16 protein-coding genes are annotated in these 14684 nt (G+C 70.6%); 12 read left to right on the forward strand and 4 right to left on the reverse strand.

What is annotated here, in order from left to right:
- Positions 1-96: 96 nt before the first annotated feature.
- The gene (locus OV208_RS19605; RefSeq protein ID WP_267575365.1) at positions 97-1344 is read right to left on the reverse strand and encodes an NAD(P)/FAD-dependent oxidoreductase; all 1248 of its coding nucleotides are present in this window, start codon (positions 1342-1344) and stop codon (positions 97-99) included.
- Between the two features lie 189 nt (positions 1345-1533).
- On the opposite strand from OV208_RS19605, the gene aroF reads away from it, so the two are divergent.
- From aroF to OV208_RS19660, 11 genes are all read left to right on the forward strand, one after another.
- A complete protein-coding gene (gene aroF / locus OV208_RS19610; RefSeq protein WP_267575366.1) occupies positions 1534-2559 on the forward strand; it encodes a 3-deoxy-7-phosphoheptulonate synthase in 1026 nt (341 codons plus the stop codon).
- 5 nt (positions 2560-2564) lie between these two features.
- Entirely contained in the window at positions 2565-3581 is a 1017-nt protein-coding gene (trpD, locus tag OV208_RS19615) for an anthranilate phosphoribosyltransferase (protein WP_267575367.1), read from the forward strand.
- Positions 3578-4396 carry an indole-3-glycerol phosphate synthase TrpC gene (locus tag OV208_RS19620; protein WP_267575368.1) on the forward strand — a complete coding sequence of 273 codons (819 nt, stop codon included), beginning with the start codon at positions 3578-3580 and terminating at the stop codon, positions 4394-4396. The genes trpD and OV208_RS19620 overlap by 4 nt, the downstream gene beginning before the upstream one ends.
- Positions 4393-5043: a phosphoribosylanthranilate isomerase gene (locus tag OV208_RS19625; RefSeq protein WP_267575369.1), complete on the forward strand. Its 651-nt coding sequence runs from the start codon at positions 4393-4395 to the stop codon at positions 5041-5043. Before OV208_RS19620 ends, OV208_RS19625 begins: the two co-directional genes overlap by 4 nt.
- 609 nt (positions 5044-5652) lie before the next feature.
- Positions 5653-6027 (forward strand): DUSAM domain-containing protein, encoded by a 375-nt coding sequence (locus OV208_RS19630; RefSeq protein WP_267575370.1) that lies wholly within the window; start codon positions 5653-5655, stop codon positions 6025-6027.
- A 261-nt stretch (positions 6028-6288) separates the two neighbouring features.
- Positions 6289-6603, forward strand: a complete 315-nt coding sequence (locus OV208_RS19635; protein ID WP_267575371.1) for a hypothetical protein — start codon at positions 6289-6291, stop codon at positions 6601-6603.
- The gene (locus tag OV208_RS19640) at positions 6600-6980 is read left to right on the forward strand and encodes a DUSAM domain-containing protein (RefSeq protein ID WP_267575372.1); all 381 of its coding nucleotides are present in this window, start codon (positions 6600-6602) and stop codon (positions 6978-6980) included. The genes OV208_RS19635 and OV208_RS19640 overlap by 4 nt, the downstream gene beginning before the upstream one ends.
- 190 nt (positions 6981-7170) lie before the next feature.
- Entirely contained in the window at positions 7171-8376 is a 1206-nt protein-coding gene (gene trpB / locus OV208_RS19645; protein WP_267575373.1) for a tryptophan synthase subunit beta, read from the forward strand.
- Complete coding sequence (gene trpA / locus OV208_RS19650; protein WP_267575374.1) at positions 8373-9164, forward strand: tryptophan synthase subunit alpha; 792 nt, start codon at positions 8373-8375, stop codon at positions 9162-9164. The genes trpB and trpA overlap by 4 nt, the downstream gene beginning before the upstream one ends.
- Positions 9165-9752 carry a GNAT family N-acetyltransferase gene (locus OV208_RS19655; protein ID WP_420715031.1) on the forward strand — a complete coding sequence of 196 codons (588 nt, stop codon included), beginning with the start codon at positions 9165-9167 and terminating at the stop codon, positions 9750-9752.
- 51 nt (positions 9753-9803) lie between these two features.
- Positions 9804-10400: a histidine phosphatase family protein gene (locus tag OV208_RS19660; protein ID WP_267575375.1), complete on the forward strand. Its 597-nt coding sequence runs from the start codon at positions 9804-9806 to the stop codon at positions 10398-10400.
- Positions 10401-10403: 3 nt separating this feature from the next.
- Here OV208_RS19660 and OV208_RS19665 read toward each other — a convergent pair whose 3' ends face one another.
- The 3 genes from OV208_RS19665 to OV208_RS19675 all read right to left on the reverse strand — a co-directional run bounded on the left by OV208_RS19665 (position 10404) and on the right by OV208_RS19675 (position 13458).
- Complete coding sequence (locus OV208_RS19665) at positions 10404-10967, reverse strand: anthranilate synthase component II (RefSeq protein WP_267575376.1); 564 nt, start codon at positions 10965-10967, stop codon at positions 10404-10406.
- Complete coding sequence (locus tag OV208_RS19670) at positions 10964-12460, reverse strand: anthranilate synthase component I family protein (RefSeq protein ID WP_267575377.1); 1497 nt, start codon at positions 12458-12460, stop codon at positions 10964-10966. The genes OV208_RS19665 and OV208_RS19670 overlap by 4 nt, the downstream gene beginning before the upstream one ends.
- Positions 12461-12531: 71 nt before the next feature.
- On the reverse strand, positions 12532-13458 hold the full coding sequence (locus OV208_RS19675) for an SH3 domain-containing protein (RefSeq protein WP_267575378.1): 927 nt from the start codon (positions 13456-13458) through the stop codon (positions 12532-12534).
- A gap of 203 nt (positions 13459-13661) precedes the next feature.
- Here OV208_RS19675 and OV208_RS19680 point away from each other — a divergent pair, with 203 nt between their 5' ends.
- On the forward strand, positions 13662-14684 hold the full coding sequence (locus OV208_RS19680; protein WP_267575379.1) for a ligase-associated DNA damage response exonuclease: 1023 nt from the start codon (positions 13662-13664) through the stop codon (positions 14682-14684).

Raw genomic sequence — 14684 nt, forward strand, 5'->3', positions numbered from 1 at the left:
CCTAGGTCCCCTGCGGGCAGTGCGTCCAGCCGCCATTCGCCTGCCCGGCTGCTCATTCCGGGGCATGGAACCCGGCGCCCGGGGGAAGAACGGGCCCTAACGTCCCAGGTCCAGCAACACCGCCTCCGCCGCGCGGCGTCCCGACGTGAGCGCCCCGTCGATGGAGGCGTTCTCGCGGTGGTCACCGCACACGTAGAGCCCCGCGGCCAGCCGCACGGGCCGGTGCGGCTCCACCAGCGCGGAGGGGGTCTGCACGGGCAGCGCGTCCGGAAGCACATACGTGCGCAGGTGGCGCCACGCGGACACCGCCGCGCCGAACCACTCCGTGAGCTGCTCGCGCACGCGCGCCTCCAGCCCTTCCCCGTCACCCCCGTCGTCCACCACCGACACGGACACCAGCGCCTGTCCCTTCGGTGCGTACGCGGGGGACACCTCGCTCATCACCGCCACGTTGTTCACGGGCCCCCGGCCCTCGCCGTCGAGCAGGAGCCACGGCCCCTCCACCGGCGGCTCCGGCGCGGCGAAGTAGAGGCACGTCACCCGGTTCATCCTCGGCGCCGGCATGCCCACCAGCAACGACGCCGCCGTGCCAGGGTCGGTCGCCACCACCACCGCGTCCGCGTGCACCATCTCACCGTCCGCCAGCCGCACGCGGTGGCCCCAGACCTCGGCCACGCGCACCTTCATCCGCAGCGCCCCTGACGGCAGCTTCGCCGCGAGCTGCTCCGGGATGGCGCCCATGCCCCGCTCCGGCACCACCGTGTGCCCCTGGGAGAACATCCGGAACACGAACTCCAGCATCCGGCTGGACGTCGTCAGCTCACGCTCCAGGAAGATGCCGCCGAAGAACGGGCGCAGGAACGCGTCGATCATCTCCTCGGAGAAGCCCAGGTCGCGCAGGAAGCGCAGCGAGTCCTGCTGCGGCCGCTGCCACAGGTCTCCCAATTCTCCCGACGTCGCGTGCTGACGCAGCTCCAGCACGCGCAGCTTGTCCAGCAGTCCTCCGACGGGCGTGAACAGATGCGACACCGCTTCCACCGGGTGCCGCAGCGGGTCCGCCAGCGTGTGCAGTCGCCCACCCCGCCATACCTTCGCGCCTGGAATGAAACGGCGGAGCGACAAGGCCTTCAGGTCGAGCACGCGCTGGGCTTCCGGATAGGCGGTGAGGAACACCTGGAAGCCCCGGTCCAGCAGGAAGCCCTCGTGCGCGTCGGTGCGCACCCGACCGCCCGGCGCATCCCCTGCTTCGAGCACGTGGACATCCACCCGCGACTCGCGCAGGGCCTTCGCGCATGCCAGCCCCGCGAGTCCCGCGCCCACGACGATGACCCCTGGCTTCGCCACGGTCTTCCTCCAATCCAGCGAGCGTCCGGACCCTGGCTTGTAAACACGAGGACGTGCAAGCGAGACTCCAGGCCGGTTGCGGGCATCCGACAGTTATTGCAAACGTTCCCCGCGTGCCCGATTCCCCAAGCACACCCGCACCGGCATGGGCCGGTGTGGCCTCCGGAGAAGAAAGAGCAGGAGCACCCCATGTTGATCGTGATGCGTCCAGACGCAACGGCCCAGGACATCGAGCGTGTGAACGATGAGATCCGCCGCCGTGGCTGGCATCCGCACGCGATCGCAGGAGGCTCCCGCACGGCCATCGGCATCACGGGCAACCCGGGCGCGGTGGAACCGGAGCCCTTCCGCGTGCTGCCCGGCGTCGCGGACGCGGTCGTCATCTCCCAGCCGTTCAAGCTGGTCAGCCGCGAGGTGAAGCCCGACGACAGCATCGTGCGCGTGGGCAACCTGAACATCGGCGGCGCGGGCATCCACGTCATCGCGGGCCCCTGTTCGGTGGAGTCGCACGAGCAGATCGTCTCCACCGCGCACGCGGTCAAGAAGGCGGGCGCCACCATGCTGCGCGGCGGAGCGTTCAAGCCGCGCACCAGCCCCTATGAGTTCCAGGGCCTCAAGGGTGACGGCCTGGCGCTCCTCGCGGAGGCGCGCAAGGAGACGGGCCTGATGGTGACCACGGAGGTGAAGGACACCGCCACCCTGGCCGCCGTCGCGGAGCACACCGACATCCTCCAGGTGGGCGCGCGCAACATGCAGAACTTCAGCCTGCTGGAAGCGGTGGGCGAAACGCGCAAGCCGGTGCTGCTCAAGCGCGGCATCAGCGCCACCATCAAGGAGTTGCTGATGGCGGCCGAGTACATCGTCGCGCGAGGCAACACCCAGGTCATCCTCTGCGAGCGCGGCATCCGCACGTTCGAGAACATGACCCGCAACACGTTGGATCTGAACGCCATCCCCATGCTCAAGTCGCTGACGCACCTGCCCGTGTTCGTGGACCCGTCCCACGGCATCGGCGTGCGCAAGGCGGTGCCGGCGATGATGCGGGCGGCCATCGCGGCGGGAGCCGACGGCATCATCGTGGAGGTGCACCCGGATCCGCCGCGCGCCAGGTCGGACGGCTTCCAGTCGCTGGACTTCGCCGAGTTCGAGAAGGCCATGGGTGAAGTGAGCGCCATCGCCCACGCGATGGGCCGCGAAATGGTCCGGTTGGGATAGGCGCCATGACCCTCAAGGAAGCGCTGGGCAGGGTGGTGGGCCGGCGCGACCTCTCCCGCGAGGAGATGGCCTCGGTGATGGGCCAGATGCTCGCGGGCGAGGCCTCCGCCGCACAGGTGGGGGCGCTGGCCGCTGCATTGAGGATGAAGGGTGAGACCGAGGACGAAATCCTCGGCGCGGCGGAGGCCATGCGGGCCTGCGCGACGCGCATCTCGCCCGTGGCGGAGGTGGTGCTCGACACCTGCGGCACGGGCGGTGATGGGGCGCACACCTTCAACATCTCCACCGCGGTGGCCTTCGTGGCCGCCGGGGCGGGGGTGACGGTGGCCAAGCACGGCAACCGCGCGGTCTCCAGCCGCTGCGGCAGCGCGGACGTGCTCGCGGTGCTGGGCGTGTCCATGGAACGGGCGCACGCGCAGGTGACGCGCGACATCGACGAACACGGGGTGGGCTTCCTCTTCGCGCCCTCGCACCACAGTGCCCTCAAGCACGTGGCGCAGGCGCGGCGGGACCTGGGCTTCCACAGCGTGTTCAACCTGCTGGGGCCGCTGACGAACCCGGCGGGCGCGCGCTACCAGTTGCTGGGCACGTTCGACCGGCAGCGCGTGGAGCAGACCGCGCGGGTGCTGGGACGCCTGGGAAGTCGCCGGGCCTGGGTGGTGCACGGTCACGACGGACTGGATGAAATCTCCCCCTGCGCCCCCACGGAGGTCGCGGAGCTGCGCGCGGATGGCACCGTGCACCGCTTCACCGTGAGACCGGAGGACGCGGGCCTGGAGACCATCTCGCGAGACGCCATCGCGGGGGGTGACGCGGAGGAGAACGCGGGCAAGCTCCGCGCCCTGCTCGCGGGCGAGCGCAACGGCATCCGCACGGCGGTGCTGCTCAACGCGGCCGCCGCGCTGCTCGTGGTGGGTCAGGTGGACACGCTGAAGGACGGCGTGAAGAAGGCGGAGCACGCCATCGACTCCGGGGCCGCCGAACGCAAGCTGGCCGCCCTGATTGAAAGGATCGCGGCATGACAAGCGCCTCTTCCGCCGCGAAGCCCTCGGAAGCCCCCGGCACGCTGGACGTCATCATGGAGCGCAAGCGCCGGGAGCTGGGCACCCGCCCTCCCCCGACGCACGGTGCGCTGCCTCCGACGCGGGACTTCGCGCAGGCGCTGGTGCGGCGCGTGCCCGGCCATCCGGTCAACGTCATCGCGGAGGTGAAGCGCAAGAGCCCGTCCGGCGGCGCCTTCCCGCATGCGGACGTGGTCGCGGTCGCGCGTGCCTACGAAGCCGCGGGCGCGTGCGCCATCAGCGTGCTCACGGACGGGCCTGACTTCGGGGGCGACCTGGAGGACCTGGTCGCGGTCCGGGCCGCCCTGTCCATCCCGGTGCTGCGCAAGGACTTCCTCGTCGCCGCGAGCGAAGTCGAAGAGAGCGCGGCCTGGGGCGCGGACGCGGTGCTGCTCATCGCGGATGCGCTCGAGGACACCGTGCTGCGCGAGATGGTGGCCGCCGCGAAGCAGTTCCGCGTGGCCGCCCTCGTGGAAGCCCACACGGCGGAACACGCCGAACGCGCGCTCGCGGCGGGGGCGCGCATCGTGGGCCTCAACAACCGCAACCTCGCCACGCTGAAGACGGACACCGGTACGGCGCTCCGGGTGATGCCCGCGCTGCGCTCCCGGTCCACCGCGCTGGTGGCGGAGAGCGGCCTCAAGGCGCTCGCGGACCTCACCGCCGCGCGTGACGCGGGCGCTGACGCCGTGCTCGTGGGTGAATCGCTCCTGCGCGACGCCGCCCCCGGTCGGGCCTTGCGCCGGTTGCTCGGCCTGGAAGGTGGCGGCGCGTGAACGTCACCGTGAAGGTGTGTGGCGTGACGCGCCTGGAGGACGCGCGAGGCGTGTGGGCGGCGGGCGCGGACGCGATGGGGCTCAACTTCCATCCAGGCTCTCCCCGCTTCGTGGACGTGGCCACGGCGGCGGCGCTGTCGCGCACGCGGCCTCCGCTGGGCGCGGTGGTGGGCGTGTTCGTCAACGCGAAGCCGGAGGACATCCGGCTGCGCGTGCGCGAGTGCGGCCTCACGGCGGTGCAGCTCCACGGCGACGAGCCGCCCGAGGCCTGCTCCGGCTACGGCGTGCCCGTCATCAAGGCGCTGCGTGTGCGCGGACCTGAAGACGTGGCGCGGGCCCGTGCCTACGTGGGCGTGGGCGATGTCTCGGGGCTGCTGCTGGACGGCGCGGCCCCGGGCTATGGCGGCGGCGGCGTCACCTTCGACTGGTCGCTGGTGGCCCGGCTCGCGGACTGCGGAGCGCCGGTGCTGGTGGCGGGCGGCCTCAAGCCGTCCAACGTGGCCGAGGCCGTGAAGGCCACCCGGCCCTACGGTGTGGATGTGGCCAGCGGGGTGGAGTCGGCCCCTGGCATCAAGGACCTGGACGCGGTGCGCGCCTTCGTGCGCACGGTCAGGACCCTCAACCTCTGGGGCGAGGGGCCACCGTAACCCCTCCGTTCTTCTGCGCGTTGGGCTGCGTGTCCTTCATCCCGCGTCCACCGCGCAGTCCGAATCGTCTTCACGCAGCCCGCCTCTTGCGCGAGCTGCGAGGTGTCATGGGCCGGCCTATCGGATCGCAGTTCCGACCACTCCGACCAGCCCGCGTGCTCGGAAGCGTCAAGTGTCGGCGCCGAACAGTACGGTCCGCGCACCATGACAACCCCGAGAGCCCCCCCGGTGGCACCTCCTCGCCACTATCTTCGCGGCCTTCTGTATGGGCTGCGCCGCCGCCATCGCCATGGATACCGAAACGGACTGCATCCAGCGCCACCCTGGCTTCCCGGAGGCGTGCGGACTCACCGCCTACGAGGCTGCCACCCTCATGGCTGCTGGCGTCGGCGCCACCGGCACGCATACACGCATAACGGCTCTGACGTGGCAGCGAACGACTACGTAGACGACCCGCGACTCCCCACCTGGAAGAACCGGTGCCTCCGTAACTGGAACGCCTGCGCGGACGGTAAACTATTCGGCCCTTGCACCGACTGCCTGCGCCGCTGCGAGGGACAGCACGAGTGGCCCGCCGATATGTGCGGCCCGAAACAGAGGAAGCGCTAGATGACCACCCGCCCCAACTGGGACGCGATACGAGACCTGTCGCGGCGCGTGCTGCGCGAGGGTGTGCCCCTCATACTCACAGACGACGTGCGCGCACTCCTGCTCCACACCGCCACCGAAGTAGCAATTCCCGACGCCAACGCGGCGCTCCAGTCCGAGGCCGGAGCCCTGGCGCTCCTCCGCGAGTGTGCCCGCCGCATCACGGACGGCTCCAACAGACTCATGGATGCTCTGCACGAGATGTGGGGGCACCAAAAACGGGGCGACTGGGAGAGTGCGCGCCAACAGATGCGCGACGTGCTGTCCGTCGAAGTCGTCCCCTACTACCGCGAATCCGCACAGGGGCAGCTTGACGACATGGCCGACGAGCCGTGACGGGCAGGGGCGCGGCGCCAACGCGGCGCCGCGCCTGGCTGTCCCTACGAGCCCGGCGCCGCCTGCACCACGGGCGGTACCACCAGGGCGCACGGCACCGATTGCGGCACCCGCCGTCCACCGCGCTCCCGTCCGAAGGAGCGAACCCATGGGCGCCACGTCGTAGCGTCGGACCCAATGACCACTCCGCTCGCCACCTCATGGCGACACCACGTCGCCCCCTTTCTGGCGGCCCTCTGTCTGGGGTGCGCCACGATTGCGATGGACACCGAGACGGACTGCATCCAGCGCCACCCCGGCTTGCCGGAGGCATGCGGCCTCACGACCGCCGAAGCCGCCGCCATCATGGCCGCGGGTGTCGGCGCCACCGGCACGCATGTTGGCTCCGGCGCGGAGGAGTACGACGATGCACACAACGCCCACCTTCCGGACTGGAAACGGCGGTGCATCCGGCTGTACGGGGATTGCCAGACCCAGGATTGGATAAGGAAGAAGCGCTGCTTTGCGTGCTTCGAGGACTGCACCGGACAGCACGAATGGCCCCTCGACCAGTGCCGACCGAAGGATGGGCGATGACGACAACGGAAGATGATGGACCCGACTGGGACCCGATACGCGCGCTCGCACAGCAAGTCCTCCGCCAAGGAGGACCGCTGGTGCTCACCGACGACGTGCGCGGCCTCTTGCGGCGCACGGCGCGCGAAGTAGCGCTGGACGCCGCCGACGTGAGCACCGAAGCCAGCGCTCTTGCGGTGCTGAGCGAGTGCTCGCGGCGAATCACCGAGGGCTCCAACCGGCTGGGAGACGCACTCCACCGGATGTACCGCCTCCGCGAGAAAGGCGACTACGACAGCGCGCGCCAGGAGATGCGCGAGGTGCTGTCCGTCGAAGTGGTGCCCCTGTACCGCGAAATCGCGCAGGGCCAACTGGCCGCCATGGCCAACAAGCCGTGACGGACAGGACACGGCGCCCGCTCCGTCAGGTCCAGCCCCCTGCAAGCGAGGCAACATCCTCTGCGACCTCTGGCCTCTCCCCTGCCAGGAGGACTTGTGCTTCATTCCGCGATCGCACCGCCAACATGAGCCGCGTTACCCCACTGCCCATGACACTCTGGCCCACCCTCAAACCGCTTGGAGTAGAGCCATGACGACGGACACGGCCGCGGGCCGCTTTGGCCGCTACGGCGGACGCTATGTGCCGGAGACCCTGGTCCCCGCGCTGATGGAGCTGGAAGCAGCGTACGCGGTAGCCCAGCGGGACGCGGCCTTCGGAGAAGAGGTCTCGCGCGTGCTGCGCGAATACGTGGGCCGGCCCACGACGCTGACGCCCGCGCACCGCCTCACGAAGTCGTGGGGCGGCGCCCAGGTGTGGCTCAAGCGCGAGGACCTGGCGCACACGGGCGCGCATAAAATCAACAACACCGTGGGTCAGGTGCTGCTCGCCCAGCGCATGGGCAAGAAGCGCATCATCGCGGAGACGGGCGCGGGCCAGCACGGCGTGGCCACCGCCACCGCGTGCGCGCTCTTCGGCCTGCCCTGCGAGGTGTTCATGGGCGCGCTGGACGTGGAGCGCCAGGCACTCAACGTCTTCCGCATGCGCGCGCTGGGCGCGGTGGTGCGACCGGTGGAGTCGGGTTCGCGCACGCTGAAGGACGCGATGAACGAGGCCATGCGCGTCTGGGTGTCGCAGGTGGAGGACACCTACTACGTCATCGGCAGCGCGGCCGGTCCGCACCCCTATCCCACCATCGTGCGCGACTTCCAGGCCATCATCGGCAAGGAGATCCGCGCGCAGACGCAGGCCGCCATCGGCCGGCTGCCGGACGCCATCATCGCGTGTGTGGGCGGCGGCTCGAACGCCATCGGCGCGCTGCACCCGTTCATCCCGGACACGTCGGTGCGACTCGTCGGCGTGGAGGCGGCGGGCCACGGGCTCCAGTCCGGCCAGCACGGCGCGTCGCTGACGCTGGGCACGGAGGGCGTGCTGCACGGCTCGCGCTCCCTGGTGTTGCAGGACGAGCACGGACAGATTCAAGAGGCGCACAGCATCTCCGCCGGCCTGGACTACCCGGGCGTGGGGCCGGAGCTCGCGCACCTGGCGAAGACGGGCCGGATGGAGGTGCGCACCGCGACGGACGACGACGCCCTGGCCGCCTTCTACGAAGTGGCGCGCACGGAGGGCATCCTCCCCGCTCTGGAGACGTCGCACGCGTTCGCGGCGGCGCGCTCCCTGGCCCGGGACATGGGCAAGGGACAGCATCTGGTCATCAACTGCTCGGGACGCGGCGACAAGGACGTGGCGACCATCTCCGCGCGCGGCGTTCCTCCGGCGACTGGGGTGAAGTCATGAGCACGGAATTGGGCAAGGCGTTCGCGCGGGCGAAGGCCCGGGGCGAGGGCGCGCTGGTGGCCTACGCGATGGCGGGAGACCCCGACCTCGCGCGGTCGGTGGATGTGTTCGCCGCCATGGTGGAAGGCGGCGCGGACGTGCTGGAGATTGGCGTGGCGTTCAGCGACCCCATCGCGGACGGTCCCGTCATCCAAGCCGCGTCGGAGCGGGCGTTGAAGGCAGGCGCCACGCTGCGCCGCGTGCTGGACGAAGTGGTGCCGGAGGTGCGCCGCCGCTGCCCGGAGACGCCGCTGGTCATCATGACGTACGTCAACGTCATCATGGCCATGGGCGAGCAGAAGTACGCGAAGCTCGCGCGCGAGCGGGGCATCGCGGGCACCATCATCCCGGACCTGCCGCCCGAGGAGAGCGCCGCCCTGCGCGCAGCCTTCGACGCGGAAGGCGTGGACCTCATCCCGCTGTGCGCGCCCACGACGCCGCCCGCGCGCGCGGAGGGCATCGCGAAGGACGCGCGAGGCTTCGTCTACTGCGTGTCCGTGGCGGGCGTCACCGGCATGCGCGCGGAGCTTCCGCCCAACCTGTCCGAACGGCTGGACCTGGTGCGCAGGGCCGCGTCGGTGCCGGTGGTGGCGGGCTTCGGCATCTCGACTGGCGAACAGGCGAAGGCGCTGGTGGCCCACTCAGACGGTGTCGTGGTGGGCAGCGCCCTGGTGCGCGCCGCGCATTCGGACGGACCCCAGGCGGCGAAGCAGCTCTGCGCGGACATCAAGCGCGGCTTGAAGCGCTGAATGCAGTACGGTCTCCGCGTCGCAGCACGAACGCCGGAGACCGGAATGCTCACGCTGGGCCCCACCCTCGAAACCCCACGCCTCGTCCTGCGGCCGCCCACGCTGCAGGACCTGGATGGCTTCTCCGCGATGATGGCGGATCCGGAGTCCGCCCGATTCATCGGTGGCCTCCAACCGCGCACCGCCGTGTGGCGGGGCATCTGCGCCATGGCCGGCTCGTGGGCGCTCCAGGGCTACGGCATGTTCTCCGTGTTCGAGAAGTCCACGGGCAAGTGGGTGGGCCGGCTCGGGCCCTGGATGCCGGACGGATGGCCGGGCACCGAGGTCGGCTGGGGCCTGCTGCGCGAACACTGGGGCAAGGGCTACGCCTCCGAGGCTTCCGCCGCCACCCTCGACTGGGCCTTCGACCATCTGAGCTGGACGGACGTCATCCACTGCATCGCCCCGGCCAACACGCCGTCGAAGCAGGTGGCCCAGCGCCTGGGCTCCCGCTTCCTGCGCATGTCCCCACTGCCTCCGCCGTACGACGGGGAGCCCGCGGAGATCTGGGGCCAGAGCCGTGAAGAGTGGCGGACACGGAAGAAGTAGCGCCGGCCTTTTTCCCACCCATCCGGCCTCTGGCTGACACAGATTGGCGCCATGAAGATTCGCGCGCCCCAGGTGGTCCTCGTCCGTCACGGTGAGACGGAGTGGAGCCGCACCAGCCAGCACACCGGCCGCACCGACCTGCCCCTGCTCGAAGAAGGCAGGGCGATGGGCGAGAAGCTCCGCACCCCGCTGAGCGCCTGGAGCTTCGCCGCCGTGTGGACGAGCCCCCTGACGCGCGCGCTGGAGACCTGCGTGCTCGCCGGCTACGGCGACGCGGCGCAGAAGCGCGACGACCTGATGGAGTTCGACTACGGGGACTACGAGGGACGCACCGGCGCGGACATTCGCAGCACGCGCCCGGACTGGACCCTGTGGAAGGACGGCGTCCCCAACGGGGAGACGCTGGAGCAGGTGGGCGCCCGCGCGGACCGCATCATCGCGGACGCCCGCGCCATCCAGGACGACGTGCTCCTCTTCTCCCACGGGCACATGCTGCGCATCATCGCCGCGCGCTGGCTGGGCCTGCCCCCGGAAGGAGGCAGGCTGTTCCAGTTGGGCACCGCGGCCATCAGCGTCCTGGGTTCAGAGCCGGATGGCGTCCAGCCCGTGCTCGCGGGCTGGAACAACACCGCCCACCTGAAGGGCTGAGCGCTACAGCCGCCCCTCCAGGAAGTTGCGCACCAGCGCCGGACCTTCCGGCGTCAGCACGCTCTCCGGATGGAACTGGAAGCCCACCACCGGACGGGTCCGGTGCCGGAGCGCCATCACCAGTCCGTCCTGGCTCCACGCCGTGGCCTCCAGTTCCTGGGGCAGTGACTCCGCCTTCACCACCAGCGAGTGGTAGCGCGCCGCCTTGAACCCCTGGCTCAAGCCGGTGAACACGCCGGTACCGTCATGCCGGATGTGCGCCGCCTTGCCATGCACCGGCTCCGGAGCACGCACCACGTCGCCACCGAACGCAGCGCCAATGGACTGGTGTCCCAGGCACACGCCCAGCACCGGCACGCGCGACTGGGAGATGGCCGCCACGCTCACCCCGGCTTCGTGCGGAGTACAAGGCCCCGGAGACACCACGAGGTGGGACGCGCCCGAAGCGGCGACCCCCGCGGCATCCAGCGCGTCGTTGCGCACGACCTTCACCTCGGCCCCCAGCGTGTAGAGCAGCTGCACGAGGTTGAAGGTGAACGAGTCGTAGTTGTCGATGACGAGGATCATCGCCCACCTCCTTCGCGCGCCAGACGCAGCGCGGCGGCCATGGCGCCGGCCTTCGCTTCGGTTTCGTCCGCTTCCTTCATCGGATCCGAATCCGCCACCAGTCCCGCGCCGGCGGTCCACATCGTGCGGTCGCCATCCACGAAGAAGGTGCGCAGCGCGATGGCGACATCCAGCGTGCCGCAGAAGGACAGGTAGCCCACCGCACCGGCATAGGGCCCGCGCCGCATGGGCTCCAGCTCGTCGATGATCTGCATCGCGCGGATCTTCGGAGCCCCCGACACGGTGCCCGCGGGGAAGGTGCTCGCGAGGGCGTCCAGCGCGTCGAAGCGCGTGGTGTCCAGCTTGCCGCGCACCTGCGACACGATGTGCATCACGTGGCTGTAGCGCTCGATGATCATCATGTCCTCGATGCGCACGGTGCCCGGCGCGGCCACCCGGCCCACGTCGTTGCGGCCCAGGTCCACCAGCATGATGTGCTCGGCGCGCTCCTTCTCGTCCGCGAGCAGCTCCTTCTCCAGGGCCACGTCCTCGGCCTCGGAAGCGCCCCGGCGCCGCGTACCCGCGATGGGCCGCACCACCACGTCGCCATCGCGCACCTGCACCAGCAGCTCCGGCGAAGCGCCCACCAGCGCGCGCGCCTCGCCCAGGTCCACCATGAACAGGTACGGCGACGGGTTCACCCGCCGCAGCGCCCGGTAGAGTGACAGCGGGGGAATGGCGCCCTTCGCCTCGAAGCGCCGCGCGAGCACCGCCTGGAAGCAGTCTCCCGCGCGGACGTACTCCTTCACCTTGTCCACCGCGGCGGCGTAGCCCTCGCGGTCCCAGCAGGCCACGGGGGCCGGAGCATTCTTCTGCGAAGCCGCCGCCGCGTAGGCCTCCGGAGGGAGTGGACGGCGCAGCTTCTCCGCCATGGCCTCGGCGCGTTCCTCCGCGTCCTTCAGCGCCGCCGCGACACTGCCGTGCAGGGCGGGCCGGGCGATGGCGATGGCCTTGAGCGTCTGGGTGCGCGTGTCGTGGGTGACGAAGTCCTCGGCCACCAGCCATTCCGAGTCCGGGAAGCCGGTGTCGCGCGGGTGCCGGTCTGGCACACGCGGCTCGAACCACGAGGTGGCGTTGTAGCCCAGGTAGCCCACGAGCCCGCCCAGGAAGGGCGCCTCGCCCGGCAGCGTGGCCACGGACAATTCGCGCCACAGGGTGCGAAGGACATCCAGGGGGCGGCCCTCGCGACGCTCCTCGTGCGAGCCACGCCACAACGTGAGCCCTTCGCCATCCAGCCGCACGCGGCCGGCCGGGTTCGCGCCCACGTGGCTGTAGCGCCCGAAGCGCTCGCCGCCGTAGCACGACTCGAGGATGAAGCCGCGGCCTCCGCCGCCCAGCTTCAGGTATGCCGACAGCGGCGTGTCCAGATCCGCCGGCAGCTCCACCGACACCGGCACCGCCTGGCCTGCTTCCGCGCGCTGCCGGTAGGCTGCCTTCCGCTCCTGCGCATCCATGGTCGATTGCCCTGGCCCCTCATCCATCACCCGGAGGGGCGCCCGGGTGCCCGGCCTTCCGGGCCCTGCACCTACGGCTTCACTTCCGACACGGCGCCCGGGGAGGCGGGCTTCTTCACCTCCGCGAATACGCCGTCCTGCCACTGATACAACGTGCGCTCCGTGCTCTTCTTCGGATTGCCTTCAGCATCCTCGTCCTCGACCGTCGTCCGGACGACCTGCAGGCGCTTCGCGGCTGGCTGGAAGGAGACCTTGAAGGTGCTCTCGCTCGGCGGATCCATCAGCCCGCCCAGCTCCATCGCGAGCTTCGCCTTTCCCAGCACGCCCTTCTTCCCGTCCGCCCCCGAGTAGCTCACATAAGAGGTGACGAGATCGCCGCAGCGCTCCGGCCTGGAGTCCACCACCAGCAGCGACATCCCCGCCTTCTTCGCGGGAACCAGCGTCAGCGTCGCCGGGCCGCCCTGCCCCATGCCGTACGAGGTGGACGCCACGGCCACGTCCACGCTGCTCACCCGGCGCGGCGGCTTCACGCCCGGCTCCAGCACGCGCACGCGGGCCTTGAACTCATTGCTCATCACCAGCGTGGCCACTTCCAGTTCGCCATCGCCGTCCAGGTCCGCTTCCAAGCGGAACGGGGTGAGCGTGTTGCCAAAGACCCAGCCCGACACAGGGGCCGCGCCCTTCGGGGCCTTCGCGTCCACCACCGCCACCTGGTACCACGCGTTGACGTACTCACCGACCTTCGCGCGCGCACCCACCGCCACCACGCGCACGGGCGTGCCCAGCATCAGGGTCTGGAGCACGGCCCCATCCGCCGCCGCGCTCGCGCGCAGATTGGCCTCGTCCACGCCCATGTAGAGCGTCTGGCCCTTCTCGAACGCGGTGAACATGAAGTCCGCCGGCTCCAGCGACTCCATGATTTCCGTCGACACGCTGTACTCGAGGGGCGACGGTTCGTTCTGGGCAAGGAGCAGGGACAGCAGGAGCGCGGGCGTCATCGGGAGAGGGTCCGTCAGGAAGAGGGTCCCTGGGTTTATCCCCCGTCCCCGCCCACCATCCAAGGGGCCCTCCGGTCGCTGCCTTCGTCCTTTGGGCCGCAACTGGGGCCCGGCCGCACGCCTGCCCCCTTGTCAGCGGAGCGAAACCCGAACCCCCGCCGTGGGTGGCCCCTGCTCCAAGGCCTCGTTACCTCTAGAGGACCGTGGGCTCCGCCTCCTTCCAGGACCGACCGCCGCTCGTCGCCGTGACGCCCCAGGGCCTGTACTGCCGGGCGGGGAACTTCCACATCGACCCCTGGCGTCCGGTGGAACGGGCGCTCGTCACGCACGCGCACGGCGACCACGCCCGCAGCGGCAGCCAGCGCTACCTGGCGGCCCGCGCGGGCCTGGGCCTGTTGCAGCGGCGGTTGGGCGCGGACTCGGTCATCGACACGCTGGAGTACGGCGAGAAGCTGACCGTGGGCGACACCACCGTGAGCTTCCATCCCGCGGGCCACGTGCTGGGCAGCGCGCAGATCCGCATCGAGCACCAGGGCGAGGTGTGGGTCGTGTCCGGCGACTACAAGCGCACGCCCGACCCGACGTGCGCGCCGTTCGAGGTGGTGCGCTGCCACACGTTCATCACCGAAGCGACGTTCGGCCTGCCCATCTACCGCTGGGATGATCCGCGTCTCGTGGCCCAGGACATCCTGCGCTGGTGGGATGCGAACCGTGAGGCAGGGCGCTCAGCGGTGCTCTTCTGCTACGCGCTGGGCAAGGCACAGCGGCTGCTGGCGGAGCTGGGGAAGCTGACGGACCGGCCTGCCTACGTGCACGGCGCGGTGAACGGGCTCGTCACGGCGTACCGGGAAGCGGGCGTGGAGATGCTGCCCACGCAGTTGGTGTCGGAGACGGAGAAGGGCACGTCGTTCGCGGGGGCGCTGGTGCTGGCGCCGCCGAGCGCGGGCGGCTCCACGTGGATGCGCCGCTTCGGTGAAGCGGAGACCGCGTTCGCGTCCGGGTGGATGCGCGTGCGGGGCAACCGGCGGCGGCGCGGTTTTGACCGGGGCTTCGTGTTGTCGGACCACGCGGACTGGCCTGACCTGCTGCGCACGGTGGCGGACACGCAGGCGGAGAAGGTGCTCGTCACCCACGGCCAGACGGATTCCCTGTCGCACTACCTGCGCGATCGCGGCGTGGATGCCTCGCCGCTCGCCACGCCCTTCGAGGGCGAAGCGGAGGACTGA

Source organism: Corallococcus sp. bb12-1, assembly GCF_026626765.1.
In the GTDB taxonomy this organism is placed as follows: Bacteria; Myxococcota; Myxococcia; order Myxococcales; family Myxococcaceae; genus Corallococcus; species Corallococcus terminator.

Excerpts from the sequence above, each read along its gene's own strand:
- OV208_RS19675 (WP_267575378.1), bottom strand. The coding sequence starts at position 13,458 with ATGACGCCCGCGCTCCTGCTGTCCCTGCTCCTTGCCCAGAACGAACCG.
- OV208_RS19640 (WP_267575372.1), top strand. The coding sequence starts at position 6,600 with ATGACGACAACGGAAGATGATGGACCCGACTGGGACCCGATACGCGCG.
- OV208_RS19665 (WP_267575376.1), bottom strand. The coding sequence starts at position 10,967 with ATGATCCTCGTCATCGACAACTACGACTCGTTCACCTTCAACCTCGTG.
- aroF (WP_267575366.1), top strand. The coding sequence starts at position 1,534 with ATGTTGATCGTGATGCGTCCAGACGCAACGGCCCAGGACATCGAGCGT.
- OV208_RS19670 (WP_267575377.1), bottom strand. The coding sequence starts at position 12,460 with ATGGATGCGCAGGAGCGGAAGGCAGCCTACCGGCAGCGCGCGGAAGCA.
- OV208_RS19620 (WP_267575368.1), top strand. The coding sequence starts at position 3,578 with ATGACAAGCGCCTCTTCCGCCGCGAAGCCCTCGGAAGCCCCCGGCACG.
- OV208_RS19630 (WP_267575370.1), top strand. The coding sequence starts at position 5,653 with ATGACCACCCGCCCCAACTGGGACGCGATACGAGACCTGTCGCGGCGC.
- OV208_RS19655 (WP_420715031.1), top strand. The coding sequence starts at position 9,165 with ATGCAGTACGGTCTCCGCGTCGCAGCACGAACGCCGGAGACCGGAATG.
- trpD (WP_267575367.1), top strand. The coding sequence starts at position 2,565 with ATGACCCTCAAGGAAGCGCTGGGCAGGGTGGTGGGCCGGCGCGACCTC.
- OV208_RS19660 (WP_267575375.1), top strand. The coding sequence starts at position 9,804 with ATGAAGATTCGCGCGCCCCAGGTGGTCCTCGTCCGTCACGGTGAGACG.
- trpA (WP_267575374.1), top strand. The coding sequence starts at position 8,373 with ATGAGCACGGAATTGGGCAAGGCGTTCGCGCGGGCGAAGGCCCGGGGC.
- OV208_RS19635 (WP_267575371.1), top strand. The coding sequence starts at position 6,289 with ATGGACACCGAGACGGACTGCATCCAGCGCCACCCCGGCTTGCCGGAG.
- trpB (WP_267575373.1), top strand. The coding sequence starts at position 7,171 with ATGACGACGGACACGGCCGCGGGCCGCTTTGGCCGCTACGGCGGACGC.